The organism is Thalassolituus sp. UBA675 (assembly GCF_002297765.1).
In the GTDB taxonomy this organism is placed as follows: Bacteria; Pseudomonadota; Gammaproteobacteria; order Pseudomonadales; family Oceanobacteraceae; genus Thalassolituus.
In genome coordinates, this window is record NZ_DBNJ01000009.1 from 139592 (window position 1) to 157225 (window position 17634).

Genomic DNA, 17634 nt, shown 5'->3' on the forward strand with positions numbered 1-17634 from the left:
CGGAGAGATTCTCATGGATAGAGAAATTGCTGGAATCATGCTGTCTTTTGCTTTGTATCTGACTTATTTTCTGATTCCCCTTGTACCTTCAATCCTTATTTATAAGATCTTCCCTTCCACGTCTGTGGTTGCTAGTGGCAGCTTCTCAGGGCTTAAGATTAATTCGTCCGGTGCCTTTGCTGCATATCTTATTACTCTGGTTATCAGTATAAATGCGTTATCTGAAACCGAGGCTCGTATTCTCGAGATCCGAAATCCGAATGAACCAACCTGGAGTATCATCGGAACGCTTGAACTTCGCGATGGTGAGGGCAACGTCATCAATAATCCTCTGCTGTTTGATCTACTGGAAATATCTCTCGAGCCCCGTGTTTTAAGCAGTGCGAATGGAGATATTCATTTCAAGATACCTGGCTCACCAGACGGTTCGCCTCCTAAAAGAATGATTACCTTGGACGTTAAGGGCTTTGGCCGCGGCAAGATTAATCTGACGTCTGAAGCAGCATTAACGGGGAGTGACATGGTGGTTAATTATCAGACCAGAACCATTGAGTTCAGTGAGCCTATCGAAATTACAACGCTCACTCAGCCAGGACAAAGATACTCTGAAACCTCGTACATGACACCCGTGACAGGAGCAGGAGAATGAAAACCATCGCATTTACGATACTGCTTTTTTTGTCTGAGTTGGCTTTGGCGACGAATCTGAGGGGGAGGGTGGATATTCGTCATCCCTATACCGGCGACCTTTTCCCAGCGTCGGGAGCGACGGTCGAACTTATCGTGTTTACTAACTTTGGCCCTCAACTGGTTTACACCTATTTCACCGGCTCAGATGGTATGTATTACATGCCCAGTATAATACCGGGAAATTACATTCTCCGTATTAATGGCTATCTGGACTATCAGATTCAGGTAGTGAATATGCCTTATCAGGATTTACAACCGGTGTTGATGCAATAAAAAAAGCGGCATCCATGCCGCTTCAAGGGTGCTGAACAAGGGGAGTGTTCAACTAACGTTGGCATCAGCTGCCGGATCTTTTACCTCAACTTCCGCTTTTTCAAAAAAGCTCTTCTCAAAGGCATCGGTTAACAGAGCGTCATAGCGCTGCTTGTCGTACTCACGAATATTATCGGCTTCTTCCTGAGTAATAATATTCTGAGAAACAGCGCTGGAGAGGCGGGCATCGATGTTGTCTCCCGCGAGCTTTCCTCGGGACTCTGCTTTGTTGTATTTTCCCCACGCATCGTCAACCGTCAGCAGTTTCTGATACGTGCTTTCAACACGGCCGAAAGCGTCGCTTGGCTCAAGGTTGTTATGAATGAACTGACCAAATTTCTGACGCACAGGGTTGTCCTCCATGATCAGGTCACCGAGCGCACGAAGCTGATCGTCATCAGGCTTTCTCAGAATCCGACCGTATGGGAACGCCAGACGCTTAAATACTCCGGCGATGCCCGGAACCGTGAAGTTGTCGTAGAAGTCGAACAAGGCTTCCTGAGCTGTGTACAGAGCCTGATGCAATGAGGCACGGGCGTGTACTTTTTCAGCGGTACTTGCAGGCTGATTTTCGTAGTATTTAAGAATACTGCATGCGATAAACAGCTGGCTATGAACATCGCCTAAACGAGCACTCAGAAGTTCACGACGCTTAAGGTCGCCACCAAGAACACCCAGCGCAAGGTCTGCTGAAGAGGCCAGTGCAGCACTCATGCGGTCGATGCGCTGGTACCACTCTTTGGTAAAGCTGTCCGCTTTCTCTGGTGCATTTGCCAGACGATTGCCACTGAGCCCAAGCACGAATGCGCGCATGGTACGGCTGATGCTGTTGCCAGCGAGTGCAAAGAACAGGCGGTCGAAATCTTTTAGCCCCTGCTTCTTATCATCGGTCTGCAGTGTCTGAATAACGTCGAACAGGTAAGGGTGGCAACGCATCGACCCCTGGCCGAAAATCATCAACGAGCGGGTCAGAATATTCGCCCCTTCCACTGTGATCGCGATAGGCACACTCTGATAAGGCAGTGCCATGAAGTTACGAGGCCCTAACTGAATGGCGCGGCCACCGGCGACATCCATACCGTGATTGATCAGAGTACGCATCATTTCTGTAGCGTGGTACTTGGCCATGGCCGTAATCACCGACGGGGTGCCAGACTCGAGGCTCTTCGTCACAAGGTGACGCATCGCTTCGAGCGTGTAGCCGAGAATAGCGATCTGCGATGTCGCTTCCTGCACACCTTCAAATTTACCGACCTCCGTCTTGAACTGGCGACGGATTTTGCCGAACGCACCGGTCATACGATAGCCAACTTCGCCACTTGCGGTAGCCAGAGCAGGAAGTGAAACGCCTCGACCTGCACCCAGGCATTCAATCAGCATACGCCAACCCTTACCGGCCATTTCAGGGCCACCGATGATCCAGTCAACCGGGATGAACACATCTTCGCCGTTAATCGGCCCATTCATGAATGGCGCACCGGGGTAGTGACGACGACCGATTTCAACGCCCTCGTGATCAGCCGGAATCAGGGCACAGGTAATGCCGTAATCCTGAGTATCAGGGTCACCCAGCAGGCCGTCCGGATCACGCAGCTTAAATGCCAGGCCAATTACCGTTGCCACCGGCGCAAGTGTAATCCAGCGTTTGGCAAAGTTGAGGCGAATACCAAGTACTTCTTTACCGTCATGCTCGCCCTTACAAACGATACCCAGATCGGGGATCGCACCTGCGTCAGATCCTACTTCCGGGCCTGTCAGACCAAAGCATGGAATCTCGGTGCCTTTGGCAAGTCCGGGCAACCAGCGCTTTTTCTGCTCGTCAGTACCGTATTTTGCAAGCAGTTCGCCTGGGCCGAGTGAATTGGGAACCATCGCCGTTACTGCACCCGTGATGGAGCGGGATGCGATTTTGCTCATGATGCGGCTTTGAGCATACGGTGAGAAGTGCTTACCGCCGTACTCTTCTGGAATGATCAGGCTGAAGAAGCCTTTGTCTTTCAGAAACTGCCAGGCCTCTGGTGGCAGATCTTTGCGGTAGTGATGGATTTCCCACTCATCCAACATGCCGCAGAGCTCTTCAACTTCGTTGTCAATAAACGACTGTTCTTTCTTGGTCAGCGTCGGCATGGTGATCGAAGAGAATTTCTCCCAATCAGGCTTCCCCTGAAACAGGTCGGCGTCCCACCATGTTGTGCCAGCTTCGAGAGCCTCGCTCTCGGTCTGGCTCATCTGGGGCATGACGCCTGAAATGGTTTTGTAGGCCGATTTTGTCAGCACGGCCCTGCGCAACTGCGGCACGTTCAGCACAGCGAGAACGCCTGCGAGCAGTACCAGAGTGACAGGGTGAACCATGGCTGGTGTGATCAAGCCAGTGGTTAACCAGACGGCAGTGAATATTGCAGAGCCGATCAACAGCCCCGGGTTGAAATACATGACTGCGGCGAATGCCACTAAGACGCTGAGGAGGGTAATAAGAAACATCCCGATCTCCGAAAGTTAATATCAATACAAAACCTATACAAGAATTAATTTAATGTAAAGGATTGTGTTGATTGACAAGTTAATCTGGCACAGACATGCTCATCCGCCCCGATTCACTGCAGGCTCGCACTGCAATAGTTATAGGTACGACGGTATGGATAAGATGGAGTTCACTTCTGAAGAGAAGGCGCAGATGGTACAAAAGGTGAAAATGTACTTCCGCGAGGAGCTGGATCAGGAATTGGGTGGCTTTCAGGCGGAGTTTCTGATTGATTTCTTCGCAGAAGAAATGGGTGGTTTTTTCTATAACCGGGCGCTGTACGATGCAGAAACCGTTATGTCTGAAAAACTTCGCGATATCTCAGATGAGTTGATGCAGCTGGAGAAAGCTGTCCGGTGAGCAGAGCAGCCTCAGTAGTTAACAAACCAGTATTTATCCCAGGCCATAAGCACTTTTTCGGGATATTTGGTTTTACCCAGACTGCCGTTGTAGCGAGCAAGGGCGCGAATCAGGTTCCCTTTTTCGCGGTCAAGATAATGTTTGAGGATCGTACATCCGTAGCGCAGATTTGTGCGTGTATCCATGAGATTGTCTTCAGTTCTGCCGAGCTCATTCTTCCAGAACGGCATCACCTGCATATATCCCTGGGCTCCGACATAGCTCAGGGCAAAGCGGTCGAACGCACTTTCAACCTGAATAACAGAGAGAACCAGCTCAGGCTGTAGACCGGCTCTGGTTGCCTCCTGGTGCACCATGCGCAGTAAATCAAGGCGGATCTTGTCGTCGCGCATGTTCCGGTAACGCTTCAGTCGGCCTGACATGTCCATCAGCCAGACCTGAGCATCGAACTGGTCACCAAAGGAATCGGAAGCATTGACGGCTTCCATCAGGGCTGATCTTAACTCCGGGTCAGGGTCGGCACTGGTCATCGCTGCAGAGGGAAGTGCCAGCACCATCAGTACAGTAATACCGCACCCGAGCAATCGGGAGCGGTATTTACGGCAGGCGTACTGGCAGGGGATCATCCGAGTTTGATCCGCTCTTTCAGAACATTGAGCACGTTGTCAGCTGCGATCTCTTCTTTTTCATCAGCACTGCGGTGCTTGTACTCCAGGGCACCGGCTTCGAGACCACGATCACTGATTACTACCCGGTGAGGAATACCCATCAGCTCCATGTCGGCAAACTTCACACCAGGGCTGGTCTTTTTATCGCGGTCATCCATATACACTTCAAAACCGGCTTCGGTCAGCTCGTTATAAAGCTTCTCAGCCGCTTCTTTCACGGCCTCAGACTTGTGCATGTTCATCGGCACAATGCCCACATGGAAAGGAGCGATAGCGTCTGGCCAGATGATGCCGTTGTCGTCGTTGTTCTGTTCAATCGCAGCAGCAACAACCCGACTCACACCGATACCATAGCAACCCATCATCATGACACGATCTTTGCCGTTTTCATCCAGTACAGTCGCTTTCAGCGCTTCAGAGTATTTCGTACCCAGCTGGAAGATATGTCCCACTTCAATACCACGTTTGATATCGAGCGTACCATTACCACACGGGCTTGGATCACCAGCAACGACATTACGCAGGTCAGCGATCGTGCCTTCTTCGAAGTCGCGATCCCAGTTTGCGCCCGTAAAGTGCGCATCGGTTTCGTTTGCGCCGCATACAAAATCCGCCATGTGTGCGGCAGACCTGTCTACATAAACGCGGGCTGAGAGACCGCGAGGGCCTATGAAACCAGCAACGCCGCCAATTTTCTGGACTTCTTCAGCGCTGGCAAACTGCAGCGGGCTGAGAACGCCCGGAAGTTTTTCGGCTTTGATCTCATTCAGCTGATGATCACCACGGAGGAAAAGCACCACTGGCTCACCGGCTTCGCCTTCTTCTGCGTCTTCCGCTTCGCTGGTACCGCGCACGACGATGGCTTTCAGCACATCACTGGTGGCAACGTTTAGCAAAGCGGCGACGTCTTCGATGCTCGTGACGTCTGGGGTTGATACTTTCTCAAGTTCTTTCGATGCAGCAGGACGTTCGCCAGCAGGAGCAAGCGCTTCAGCTAGCTCAACGTTTGCCGCGTAGTCAGAGCTGTCAGAGAAGGCGATGTCATCTTCACCGGACTCTGCCAGTACGTGGAATTCGTGCGATGACGCCCCACCAATAGAACCTGTGTCGGCCAGCACCGGACGGAAATCAAGGCCGAGACGGTTGAAAATGCGGGTGTATGCTTCGTGCATTCGCTCGTAAGTTTCCTGCAGGCTTTCTTCGTTGGCGTGGAAGGAATAGCCATCTTTCATCATGAACTCGCGGGCACGCATGACACCAAAGCGAGGGCGGGTCTCATCGCGGAACTTGGTCTGAACCTGATACAGGTTCATCGGTAATTGCTTGTAGCTGCTGAGGTTATTACGAGCGATGTCTGTGACCACTTCTTCAGCGGTCGGGCCGTAGCAGAACTCCCGGTTATGGCGGTCTTTGAGGCGCATCAGCTCACCGCCGTACTGGTACCAACGGCCAGATTCTTCCCACAGCTCAGCTGGCTGGACCGTAGGCATCAGAATCTCTTGTGCGCCAGCACGGTCCATTTCTTCCCGAACGATATTTTCGACTTTGCGTAAGGTGCGAAGGCCCAGCGGCATCCAGGTATAGAGGCCTGCAGCCAGTTTGCGGATCATGCCGGAGCGGAGCATCAGCTTATGGCTGACAACAACCGCATCAGCTGGGGTTTCTTTTTCGGTCGCAATAAGAAATTGAGTAGCGCGCATAGAGACAGTAGGCCATCGGGTCATTAATTAGTGCACGTATTCTAAAGCATGTACCGCTCCTGTATAAGCCCTTTAGTAAGTCCGTTTGCATCGGAGCCGCCGTAAAGGCTGATCACGACCAAGCCTTTAGTCGGACTGTCATGTATGACTTTCTATTGTATGATTTGTGAACAGAATCAAGAAAGACTGAGTATTTCGCCTGATTCACAAGTGCGGCCGTTGTGTCATTCTGCGTCTGTGAGATAATCCAATAAACACGGACGTGTATAAGAAGACGTTGGAAACCCGGAGAGATCATTATTGAGTAATGAACCAGAGATCGCCGAACTCCCCACAGCTGAAGCGTGCATTCGCAATCAGCGCCCGATACTGGACGTACTAGGCAAGTACGCCCCAGAAAATGCCTTCATCCTCGAAGTGGGAAGTGGCACAGGCCAGCACGCTGCGTACATGACCGCCAACCTGCCAGGAATCCGCTGGCAACCTACCGAATTGAAAGAGCGTCTTGAAGATATCCGTCAATGGCGTAAGCATGCCGCACAGAAAGGTTTTCTTGATCCACTCGAACTCAATGTCGAGCAGGATATCTGGCCTGCGCGAGACGCCGATGTGGTCTTCAGTGCGAACGTTGTGCATTTTGTTAGTTGGCCGGAAGTCGAAAAGATGTTCCGGGGTATCAGCCGGGTGCTGAAAGCAGGTGGCCTGCTGCTTTTATATGGTCCGTACAATTATGACGGCCAATACACCAGTCAGGGCAATGTCGATCTGGATCAGTGGCTACGGGAGAGAAATCCCGATAGCGGAATCAAAGACTTTGAACAGATCCTGCTTCTTGCTCGTCAGTTCCATCTGTATCTCAGAGCAGATGAGGAAATGCCTGCCAATAACCGAACCCTGGTGTTCCAGAAAGCCGAAACCGGCGAGTGATTCAGCCTTTATGACTAAACACCTCGAAACCTGTCCGTGGGCGCAGGGCGAACTCTACGTTGAGTATCACGATACAGAGTGGGGCAACCCCTGTTACGATGATCACCGTCTTTTTGAAAAGCTCTGCCTTGAAGGCCAGCAGGCCGGATTGAGCTGGATAACCGTTCTGAAGAAACGACCAAACTACCGGCAGCGTTTTTATAACTTCGATCCCGCTCTGGTCGCTGCAATGACGGACGACGAGATTGAAGATTGCCTGCTCGACGCCGGTCTTATCAGGCATAGTGGCAAGCTTGAAGCCATCCGTAAAAATGCTCGTGCCTGGGTTGCAGCTGAAAAGGACGGAATCAACTGGAGCGAGTGGCTATGGTCGTTTGTCGGCGGGTCGCCCGTCATAAATCGCTACGCAGAATTGAAAGATTGCCCGGCTCAGACTGAAGAGTCAAAAGCGATGAGCAAGGCACTGAAAAAACTTGGCTTCGGCTTTGTCGGCCCGACGACCTGTTACGCTTTTATGCAGAGTATGGGCATGGTGAACGATCATCTGACCAGTTGCCCCTTGCATCCTGATAACGCCTGATGCTTAGTCGCTTGTCTGCGACTCATTTCTCTTACCGGAGATGATCAAGGCGCTGACCCCTCTTGGTCTGTGAAGTTCAAGTCTGTCCCTACGCCTTTTTCATCGATGATTCGACAGGTAGGCAAATATCCATGTCTTGGCCGGGCGTCGTCCGTTGAAGAAACGGAATTTCTGAAGCAACCAGGCTCGGGGTTTTGAGTCTCTTTTCCATTGCAGAGGAACTGACTGGTGTATGAAGACTCAGACAGTGCGATGGGTTACGACAGGGTAATAATGGTGAACAGAGAGAATAAAATGATAGATGCTGTGTTCAGATTTGTGTCGCGTCTGTGTGTTGCTTTTGTGGCGTCAGTTCTAATGTTTTCTCAACTTAGTGCTGCCGAAGGTTCTCCCTGGTCCTGGGGCGTTGGTGTGGTTGGTTCCGAGGATGTCTATCGCGACTTTAATAGCCGGGTCATACCTGTTCCTCTGATCATTTATCGTGGTGATCGACTTAACCTCTATGGTCCGTACGCAACTTATGATGTGTATCGCCCGGGGGACGTCACTGCGTCTCTGATATTAAGCCCGGTGTTTGCTGGCTACAGCGAAGGCGATAGCCCTGTCTTTGATGGAATGGATGACCGAGGTTACTCTATGGCTGGAGGCGTGGGCGTTGCCTATCGTCCCGGACAATGGCATTTCAGCGTCAATGCCATTCACGACCTGCTTGGCGTTTACTCTGGGTATGAAACTGCGGCCCGGGCATCATACGTAATACCTGCCGGCTCGGTATTTGTAGAACCCGGTATCGGTGTTGAGTATCAGAGCAGAGATTATGTCGATTATTACTACGGTGTAACAGAAGCAGAGGCTCGTTCCTGGCGTCCTGCCTATGCACCCGCAGGGTCCACTAACCCAGAAATCAGTATTGCCTTTTTCACTCGAAGCCTGGGTGGCGGAACGACCCGACTTCAGCTGACTCATACGACGTATGGCAAAGAAATTTCCAACAGCCCACTGACCGATGCAGAGCAGTCGCTTGGCGTAAATCTCTCATTCGGTCGAATGTTCTGAGAGGTTATACAGTAACAAAAGGCGATACTTCTGGAGGATTGTGCAAGAAACAGATTGTTTCAGACATGTCCTCGTACTCGCTGTACCCTTACACTGTCTATCGAAATCTGATGAAACCCAGACTCTAAGGAGCGCTCATGAAAACTGTTGGTTACGCAGCACACAACTCAGATGCAGAAATGGTTCCGTATCACTTTGAACGTCGTGCACTGCGCGCAAACGATGTTGCGATTGAAATTCTGTTCAGCGGTATCTGTCACTCCGACCTGCACACAGTGAACGGCGACTGGGGGCCTCAGCCTTACCCTCTGGTTCCTGGCCACGAAATCGTCGGGCGTGTCATTGAGGTAGGTTCAGACGTTAAAAACTACAAGGTGGGTGATAACGTTGGCGTAGGCTGCATGGTCGACAGCTGCCAGGAGTGCGACCAGTGCCACGGTCACGAAGAACAGTACTGCCGTGTTGGCATGACTCCTACTTACGGTGCTCCTGATCGTATTGATGGCACGATTACCCAAGGGGGCTACTCTAAGCACATTGTCGTTCGTGAAGAGTTTGTCCTGAGCATTCCGGATACCCTGGATATGTCTAAAGCCGCTCCAATTTTGTGTGCTGGTATCACGACTTTCTCGCCGCTGCGCACCTGGGGTGTAAAAGAAGGGAGCCGAGTTGGTGTGATTGGCCTGGGTGGTCTTGGGCATATGGCAGTGAAGCTCGCCGTCGCCATGGGTGCGGAAGTCACGGTACTCAGCCGTTCCAACAAGAAAGAAGCGGACGCTAAAGAGCTGGGTGCAACCGGTGTACTGGCATCCACAGACAAAGACGCGATGAAAAAAGCGACAGCCTCTTTTGATCTGATTATCGACACTGTACCTGTAAAGCATGATGTGACTGTTTACGCGCCCCTGCTCGACATTGACGGCACACTGGTTATTGTTGGTCAGGTCGGTCCTATGGAGGAGTTCATGTCAGTACCTATGATTATGGGACGTCGTCGTGTGGCTGGTTCCCTGATTGGCGGTATTAAAGAAACTCAGGAAGTGCTCGACTTCTGCGGTAAACATAACATTCATCCCGAATGTGAGATTATTCGCCCGGATGAAGTGAACGACGCCTTTGACGTTATGGCTAAAGGTGATATCTCTCATCGTTATGTGATGGACATGTCGTCACTTACTGTAGAAGGCTGATTTACAGCAGTGAGATATCAAAAACACCCCGCTTGTCGGGGTGTTTTTTTTCGCGTCGTGATAATGTGAACAAACACAGAACAGAGATACAAAACATAGAACACAGGAGCTATGACAATGATTGACCCGAATGAAGAGTATTGGGGGATGCCGGTCAATACCTATTGCACTATGATTCATCTCAGTCAGTTGAGCAGTATTCTTGTTCCTGGGCTGGGTTTGATATTACCCATCGTTATGTGGCTCATGAATAAAGATAAGAATGAGCAGATAGATCGTCATGGTAAGGTGACCGCTAATTGGTTACTGAGCCTGGTAATCTACTCTGTCGTCTGTTTTATCCTATGGATCTTTGTCATTGGTGCATTGGCCTTTTTTGTTCTGGGCATCATGAATCTGGTATTCGCTATCATTGCTGCCGTCAAAGCTAATAACGGCGAGCTTTGGATTTACCCAATGAGCATCACCTTTTTCAAACCCTGAACACGTTGGTGCATAAAATGGGCGTCGGATGAATATGCTGGTGTGTGTTTTTGTATTCTCTGCTCACACTAGCGAGAGCCCCAAAGGTCTGGGGCCTTCAATGGTCAGAAAAAGCAGCTTCCCTTTGTAAGGGTATGGAACCCAGAATATCAGCCAATCTCAGTAATCAGTTTGAATGGCCGGTATTTTTCTATATTGCCTGCCTGGTCCTGATGATGAAGGCGCTGGACAGCAATATCGTTTCTATTGCTTTGGCCTGGGTATTTATTCTCGGGCGCGTGATTCACCGTGGCGTTCAGATTCTGACGAACAATGTTCGCCTTAGAGGCCTTGTATTTACCATCAATTTTCTGGCTGTGCTGGCCATGCGGTGCCTACTTATTTTGGCTCTCTGATCTCAGAATTTCGGAATCTCAGCTCAAAAAAAAGCCCCAGGCCTTGCGGGGTGGGGCGAGTCCTAAAGTTCGCTTTTCAGCATTGGACCAACAGCTTACTTGGGAATCCGGCTTGCGCCGGTATGCTCACGCCACGGCTTCGCCGTGGGCCTGAACCTGGTTGCGGGCAGCGAACGCCGCCACTTCGCCAACGATGATCAGCGCAGGGCCTGCACCGGAATATCGCTCAGCTAAAAAAGGCAGATCCATCAGTACACCCGTATGTACTTCCTGATCTGGTAATGTCCCGTTAGCAATCAGAGCGACAGGTGTAGAATCTGACAGCCCCTCACTTAACAGGCTCGCTGTGATCATCCCTGCCTGTTTAACGCCCATATAAAATACTCGGGTAGGGCTTTGGCTTTTCTGATACTCACCGAATTGACTGTGACCGCTATCCAGCATCAAAGCATTTCCGTATTGGCGATGAGTCAGTGGTATTTTGGCGGCGGCAGCGCAGCCGCCAGCGGCGGTAATTCCGGGAACAATATCAACTTCGATACCGTGCTTCTGGAGATATTCCAGCTCTTCACCTCCCCGACCAAAAATAAACGGATCACCGCCTTTAAGGCGAACTACGCGGGCGTATTTACGAGCGCTGGTGAGCAGAAGTTTCTGAATGTCGACTTGAGTCATCTTGTGCGCACCGCAGCGCTTTCCGACATGAATCCGTGTGCACTTCTTCGGCAGCATATCGAGAATTTCATCAGAAATCAGACTGTCATATAGCACAATGTCTGCCTGACTGATCACTCTCATTGCCTTTATCGTCAGCAGCTCAGGATCACCGGGACCACCGCCTACGAGCCAGACTTTACCGGGTTGCTTCTGTGTATTTTTCATTGTCTTACTCCACAGCCTCTGCGGGCTGGTATTTCGCAATAAGAGATTTCAGCTCTGGTATACAAGAGCCGCAGTTCGTGCCGCATTTGAGCTGACCGCCCAGTTCATCTGCACTGGTACAGCCATCGGCAATCGCTTTGTTGATCGTATTTTCACCGACCTGAAAACAGGAGCAGATAATGGCTCCTTTATCTTCCACTTTGCCAAGAGGGCGGCCAGCAAGGATGGCTCGGCGGTCTTGCATTGACAGCTCTTTCTGACCAAACGTGTCGATCAACCACTGTCGACTGCTGAAGTCATAATCCTGATGTATAAAGAGAACCGCTTTGAGTTGGTTACCCTCAACCAGGCACAGGCGATAATGCAGGTTCGCGGGGTCACTGAACATCACCCAGTTATCGGACTCAAACTGGTTTCTGACTGAGCTGATGAATTCAACCGGATCGTTTTGCCCACTAATTTCGTACATGTGGCCAGTATCTGTAACGTTGTAAACCCAGTAATCGGTATCAAGGCTGCCCAGGTCTTTATTCGTCAGTAGAAAGCCTTCCCACTCGGTTGGAAATATAGTCGCTTCAACATCAGTGATCTTAAGGGCAGGCTGACCAGAAATTGGATCATGATCTTTGTTGATCAGAGTACCCATGCGGGCTTTGCTGGCGTAGCGACTGGTCCAGTGCATGGGAACAAAAACTTCGCCCTTACGCTGCGCCATATCACTGCGGACATGAGCGCGTACGATAATCTCTCCGAGGTTACTCCAGAGTCTGACCAGCTTGTTGTCCCTGATGCCGAGACGCATCGCATCTTCAGGGTGAAAGTCCGCATAAGGTTCAGCAATGTGTCGGGCCAGAACAGGCGCTTTCGCGGTTCTGGTCATGGTATGCCAGTGGTCACGTACTCGCCCCGTATTCATGCTCAGACCTGTTTCTGATGCCGCGGGCGGCACTGCAATGACAGGAATGAATTTCGCTTTTCCTGATTCAGTATAGAAATATCCATCGTCGTAAAAACGTGCACGGCCAGAAGGGTAGTTATCATTAACCGGCCATTGAATCGGAGCGAGTGCATCGTATTGTTCGCGGCTTAAATTGGTCAGGCCGCTGAGATCAAAGTCCCGCGTGCCTTTGTTCTCAAACATGGAAAGCCGCGCGTGCTCGTCAAAAATATCGGCCGGATGCTCGTACGGAAATTCTTTCTCGAAACCCAGTCGACGCGCAACCTGAGTAATTATCCACCAGTCAGGGCGTGCTTCGCCTGGAGCAGGGAGGAAGCCTCTCTGACGCGATATACGGCGCTCAGAGTTTGTGACAGTACCGTTCTTTTCACCCCAGCTGGCAGCGGGCAGCAGTACATGAGCAGCCGCGGTTGTATCGGTGTTTGCCATGCAATCTGAGACGACAACCAGCTCACAGTGTTTCATGGCTTCTTTAACATCATCAGCATCAGGCATACTGACCAGCGGGTTGGTGGACATAATCCACAGGAACTTTATTTTGCCGCTTTTGACTTCGTTGAACAGATCGACCGCTTTTAAGCCCGGCTTTTCTGCAATACGAGGTGACTGCCAGAAACGACGTACGCGGTCTCTATCGGCGGGGGAGAAGTCCATATGCGCAGCCAGCTGGTTGGCCAGACCTCCGACTTCCCGCCCACCCATTGCATTCGGCTGCCCTGTAATTGAGAACGGGCAGGCACCCGGCTTACCAATACGACCGGTGGCGAGGTGAAGGTTGATAATGCTGTTTGCTTTATCAGTTCCATCGACGCTCTGGTTCACCCCTTGAGAATAAAAGGTCACCGTTTTCGGCGTATCGCGAAACCAGGCGAAGAAGGTTTCCAGGTCCTGCTGGCTGACATCAGTAATATCAGCGAGTGAAGAAAAATCAGCGGCTGCTTGTGATGCGGCATCAAGTGCTGCGCTGATGTTTTCAGAACACTGCTCAATAAAGTGTGTGTCCAGTGCGTTCTGTTGGTGTAAGTAGGTCAGCAGCGCATTAAATAGCGAAGTATCGGAACCCGGCTTTATTGGCAGATGCAGGTCTGCAATGTCACAGGTTGCTGTTTTACGAGGGTCGATCACAACAACCTTCATATCCGGGCGAGCTTTCTTTGCCGCAGCCATACGTTGGAACAGAATAGGGTGGGCCCAGGCGGCATTGCTTCCGGTGATCACCAGAAGGTCAGCCTGTTCCAGGTCTTCGTAGCAGCCCGGTACGGTATCACTGCCAATAGACCGTTTGTAAGAAGCAACAGCCGACGCCATACACAGACGCGAATTGGTATCCATATTCGCACTGCCTATAAAGCCCTTCATCAACTTGTTGGCGACGTAATAATCTTCTGTGAGAAGCTGGCCTGACCCGTAGAACGCAACCGCTTCCGGGCCATGGGTAGAGACTACCTGGCGGATCTTATCGGCGACCAGGTTCAGTGCGGTATCCCAATCAGCTGCCTGGCCATTCATTGTCGGGTGTAGCAAACGGTCGGTTTGATCCAGAGTATCGTGCAGCGCAGATCCCTTAACGCATAGACGCCCGAAATTTGCTGGGTGCGACTTCATTCCAGCGACAGGCGCAATATCCTTCTCGTCGACAGAAATATCCACACCACATCCTACTCCGCAGTATGGACATGTTGTCTGAACCTGTAGCTTTTTATGACTCATAGGGCTATCCACATAGTTGGCTTGCTACTCTCAAGCCTTTTCGTGAGCAAAAAAAAACGCCCGCGGAGTTACCCGCGAGCGCCAATGCTCATAAACACAACACAAAACGACGACACCAACGTTGGTGTCTGGACCGCTGAATCTGGCTCCCTGCCAATGCACAAGGTCTTAGTAATGAGTAAACAAAAAGAGTGCCAACTCTGAGATGCTAGTCATTTATTCATACTCAGACCCGCCTCAACGCCCGTGGCAACTGAGCCTGGTGATATGTGAGCAGAATCGGCCGGCCCGTTTTCAGAAGTTGATTCGGTAAGTCACTGGTGACCTTGTATCTTATTTGCCTTTTTGGGGTGCAATAAAACTGTAATGAGCACTCTTCTGGTGCGAAAAGTGGAGTCTGATCACTTTTTCTCTGTGGTTCTGATACTCCCAGCCCACCGACAGGCAGGCTGAAAACCAGACGCGACGGCCTGCCATTGCATCTGGCGGTTCTGGATACCGCTTTGGCACTCATATTGCTAAAGCCTATTCGATACTGTTTGCTGCAACGGCGTAGCGGGTAAGTAGAGCAACGATGCACTTATTTAAGGAGACAAGAAGAATGTCTGAATAAGAGAGAGTCATCGCCATGAGTAAGAAGCGCATCATAGTTGTTGGTAACGGTATGGTTGGCCACAACTTCCTCGCCACTATGGCCGAATCTGAGAAAGCCTCAGAATTCGAATTAATCACCTTTTCCGAAGAACCTCGCCTTGCGTACGACCGCGTACAGCTGAGCAAATACTTTTCAGGGGCGACCGCCGCTGACCTGGCACTCACCACAGAATCTGAATACGACGATTCCGGTATTACCTATTTAAAGAATGAGAAAGTTGTCGAAATTGACGCCGACAACAAAACCATTACGACCTCAACCGGGCGTATAGAAGGATACGACAAACTGGTGCTGGCAACGGGTTCCTATCCATTTGTTCCACCGATTCCGGGTAAGGATCAGGATCACTGCCTTGTTTATCGTACGATTGAAGATCTTGAAGCAATTTCTGCGTCCGCTGAAGTATCCAAAACGGGTGTTGTTGTTGGTGGCGGTCTGCTTGGCCTTGAGGCAGCAAATGCACTTAAAGAAGCCGGCCTTGATACCCACGTTGTTGAATTTGCTCCGCGCTTAATGGCCGTGCAGCTCGATGAAGGCGGCGGTAATCTGCTGCGACATAAAATCGAATCTCTGGGTGTGTCAGTACACACTGAAAAAAACACCAAAGAAATTGTCGCCGGCGAAGAATGCCGCTATCGCATGAACTTTGCCGACGGCTCACACCTTGAAACAGATATGATTCTGTTCTCTGCAGGTATTCGCCCTCAGGATGAACTTGCGCGACAGTTCGGCATCGACGTCGGCGAACGCGGCGGTATTGTCATTAACGATTATTGTCAGACCTCAGAAGAAGACATCTATGCAATTGGCGAATGTGCGCTCTGGGACAGTAAAATTTTCGGTCTGGTCGCACCGGGCTACCAGATGGCAAAAGTCACAGCGGCTCACATCACAGACACCCTGGTAAATCTGAAAACCCCGGAACTTGCTTTTAAGGGTGCTGATATGAGCACCAAGCTTAAGCTGCTGGGCGTGGATGTCGCATCGATAGGTGATGCGCATGGCCATACGGCGGGTTCTCAGTCGTTTGTATTCAGTGACGACATCGAAGAAGTCTACAAGCGACTTATTGTTTCTGCCGACGGTAAAAAACTGCTTGGCGCCGTGCTGGTGGGTGAAACTGAATCCTACGGTACTTTGCTGCAACTCATGCTTAACGATATGGATATCCCGGGTAATCCAGCTGCACTTATTCTGCCAGCACTGGGTGACGAAGCGCCTGCAGGCCTGGGGGTAACTGCATTACCCGACACGGCTCAGATCTGTTCATGCTACGACGTATCAAAGGGTGACATTGCTGCTGCGGTACAAGGTGGCTGCTGCACCATGGGAGACATTAAAGGTGCGACCAAAGCGACCTCGGGTTGCGGTGGTTGTGCTGCCCTGACCAAGCAGGTAATGGATGCCGAGCTGGAAGCTCTGGGTGTAGAGGTCAATAATGATCTGTGCGAACACTTTGCCTACACCCGTGCTGAGCTGGCAGACATTATTCGAGTGAAAGGCTACGCCAGCTTTAAGGATGTATTGCAGGGGCACGGCAAAGGACACGGTTGTGAGATCTGTAAGCCGACCATTGGTTCTATTCTGGCTTCGTACAAGAACGAGTATGTTCTGAAAGATGATCTGATGCCGCTGCAGGACACCAACGATATTTTCCTCGGCAATATGCAAAAAGACGGTACTTACTCTGTCGTACCGCGCGTACCGGGGGGTGAGATTACCCCTGATAAACTGATTGCCATTGGTGAGATCGCTAAAGAGTTTGATCTCTATACCAAAATTACTGGTGGGCAGCGTATCGATTTATTTGGTGCACAACTCCACGAGTTGCCGAAAATCTGGGAGAAGCTGATTGCCGCTGGCCTTGAAACCGGGCATGCCTACGGTAAAGCACTTCGTACCGTGAAATCCTGTGTAGGAAGCACCTGGTGCCGTTACGGTGTGCTCGATTCTGTCTCCATGGCTGTCGCTCTTGAGCATCGCTACAAAGGACTGCGCGCACCACACAAAATTAAGTTCGGTGTTTCTGGTTGTACACGCGAGTGTGCCGAAGCCCAATCAAAAGACATTGGTGTCATTGCGACTGAAAGCGGTTGGAATCTGTATGTCTGCGGTAATGGTGGTATGCGACCTCGTCATGCTGATCTGTTTGCGACAGATCTGGACGATGAAACCCTGATCAAATATATCGACCGCGTATTGATGTTCTATGTACGTACAGCAGATCGCCTGCAGCGTACATCTGTATGGCTGGAAAACCTTGAAGGTGGTCTCGACTATCTGCGTGAAGTCGTTATCGATGACAAGCTGGATATCTGTGGTGAGCTTGAAAATGACATGACTCGTGTTGTGGGTACTTACCAGTGTGAGTGGAAAACTACGGTTGAATCCCCAGAGAAGCTCAAGCGCTTCAGTCACTTTATTAATGCTGCTGAAGAAGACAACAACCTTCTCTATGTGCGTGAACGCGGACAGCGGCGCCCGGCGACTGATAACGAGCGTATCGAACTGGTTGAGTTAACGGCAGAGAAGCACTGATCTCTGGCA

15 protein-coding genes are annotated in these 17634 nt (G+C 50.8%); 10 read left to right on the plus strand and 5 right to left on the minus strand.

Features of this window, described 5'->3' with window-relative positions; genetic code table 11:
* Positions 1 to 13: 13 nt before the first annotated feature.
* Positions 14 to 649 carry a hypothetical protein gene (locus tag B3007_RS04505; RefSeq protein WP_068437664.1) on the plus strand — a complete coding sequence of 212 codons (636 nt, stop codon included), beginning with the start codon at positions 14 to 16 and terminating at the stop codon, positions 647 to 649.
* Positions 646 to 963: a carboxypeptidase-like regulatory domain-containing protein gene (locus tag B3007_RS04510; RefSeq protein WP_068437667.1), complete on the plus strand. Its 318-nt coding sequence runs from the start codon at positions 646 to 648 to the stop codon at positions 961 to 963. Before B3007_RS04505 ends, B3007_RS04510 begins: the two co-directional genes overlap by 4 nt.
* 48 nt (positions 964 to 1011) lie before the next feature.
* On the opposite strand, the gene B3007_RS04515 is transcribed toward B3007_RS04510, so the two are convergent.
* Positions 1012 to 3483 carry an acyl-CoA dehydrogenase gene (locus B3007_RS04515; RefSeq protein WP_297532979.1) on the minus strand — a complete coding sequence of 824 codons (2472 nt, stop codon included), beginning with the start codon at positions 3481 to 3483 and terminating at the stop codon, positions 1012 to 1014.
* Between the two features lie 154 nt (positions 3484 to 3637).
* Here B3007_RS04515 and B3007_RS04520 point away from each other — a divergent pair, with 154 nt between their 5' ends.
* Entirely contained in the window at positions 3638 to 3883 is a 246-nt protein-coding gene (locus tag B3007_RS04520; protein ID WP_301378483.1) for a DUF2164 domain-containing protein, read from the plus strand.
* Between the two features lie 11 nt (positions 3884 to 3894).
* On the opposite strand, the gene B3007_RS04525 is transcribed toward B3007_RS04520, so the two are convergent.
* Together B3007_RS04525 and B3007_RS04530 are read right to left on the minus strand one after the other, a co-directional pair.
* Positions 3895 to 4509, minus strand: a complete 615-nt coding sequence (locus B3007_RS04525; RefSeq protein WP_414716212.1) for a lytic transglycosylase domain-containing protein — start codon at positions 4507 to 4509, stop codon at positions 3895 to 3897.
* Positions 4506 to 6251, minus strand: coding sequence for a proline--tRNA ligase (locus tag B3007_RS04530; protein WP_301378552.1), 1746 nt, complete (start codon positions 6249 to 6251; stop codon positions 4506 to 4508). The genes B3007_RS04525 and B3007_RS04530 overlap by 4 nt, the downstream gene beginning before the upstream one ends.
* 300 nt (positions 6252 to 6551) lie before the next feature.
* Here B3007_RS04530 and B3007_RS04535 point away from each other — a divergent pair, with 300 nt between their 5' ends.
* From B3007_RS04535 to B3007_RS04560, 6 genes are all read left to right on the plus strand, one after another.
* Positions 6552 to 7178: a DUF938 domain-containing protein gene (locus tag B3007_RS04535; RefSeq protein WP_301378485.1), complete on the plus strand. Its 627-nt coding sequence runs from the start codon at positions 6552 to 6554 to the stop codon at positions 7176 to 7178.
* Positions 7179 to 7188: 10 nt separating this feature from the next.
* Entirely contained in the window at positions 7189 to 7758 is a 570-nt protein-coding gene (locus tag B3007_RS04540) for a DNA-3-methyladenine glycosylase I (protein ID WP_068437676.1), read from the plus strand.
* A gap of 357 nt (positions 7759 to 8115) precedes the next feature.
* Positions 8116 to 8814, plus strand: coding sequence for a MipA/OmpV family protein (locus B3007_RS04545; protein WP_301378487.1), 699 nt, complete (start codon positions 8116 to 8118; stop codon positions 8812 to 8814).
* Positions 8815 to 8951: 137 nt separating this feature from the next.
* Positions 8952 to 10004: an NAD(P)-dependent alcohol dehydrogenase gene (locus tag B3007_RS04550; protein ID WP_068437679.1), complete on the plus strand. Its 1053-nt coding sequence runs from the start codon at positions 8952 to 8954 to the stop codon at positions 10002 to 10004.
* Positions 10005 to 10121: 117 nt separating this feature from the next.
* Positions 10122 to 10487: a DUF4870 domain-containing protein gene (locus B3007_RS04555; protein WP_301378490.1), complete on the plus strand. Its 366-nt coding sequence runs from the start codon at positions 10122 to 10124 to the stop codon at positions 10485 to 10487.
* Positions 10488 to 10531: 44 nt separating this feature from the next.
* The gene (locus tag B3007_RS04560; RefSeq protein WP_414716213.1) at positions 10532 to 10882 is read left to right on the plus strand and encodes an MAPEG family protein; all 351 of its coding nucleotides are present in this window, start codon (positions 10532 to 10534) and stop codon (positions 10880 to 10882) included.
* A 126-nt stretch (positions 10883 to 11008) separates the two neighbouring features.
* Here the strand turns inward: B3007_RS04560 and cobA are convergent, their stop codons facing one another.
* Complete coding sequence (gene cobA / locus B3007_RS04565) at positions 11009 to 11764, minus strand: uroporphyrinogen-III C-methyltransferase (RefSeq protein ID WP_068437682.1); 756 nt, start codon at positions 11762 to 11764, stop codon at positions 11009 to 11011.
* Positions 11765 to 11768: 4 nt separating this feature from the next.
* Positions 11769 to 14432, minus strand: a complete 2664-nt coding sequence (locus B3007_RS04570; protein ID WP_301378494.1) for a nitrate reductase — start codon at positions 14430 to 14432, stop codon at positions 11769 to 11771.
* 628 nt (positions 14433 to 15060) lie between these two features.
* On the opposite strand from B3007_RS04570, the gene nirB reads away from it, so the two are divergent.
* Positions 15061 to 17625, plus strand: a complete 2565-nt coding sequence (gene nirB, locus B3007_RS04575; RefSeq protein ID WP_301378496.1) for a nitrite reductase large subunit NirB — start codon at positions 15061 to 15063, stop codon at positions 17623 to 17625.
* Positions 17626 to 17634: the final 9 nt, after the last annotated feature.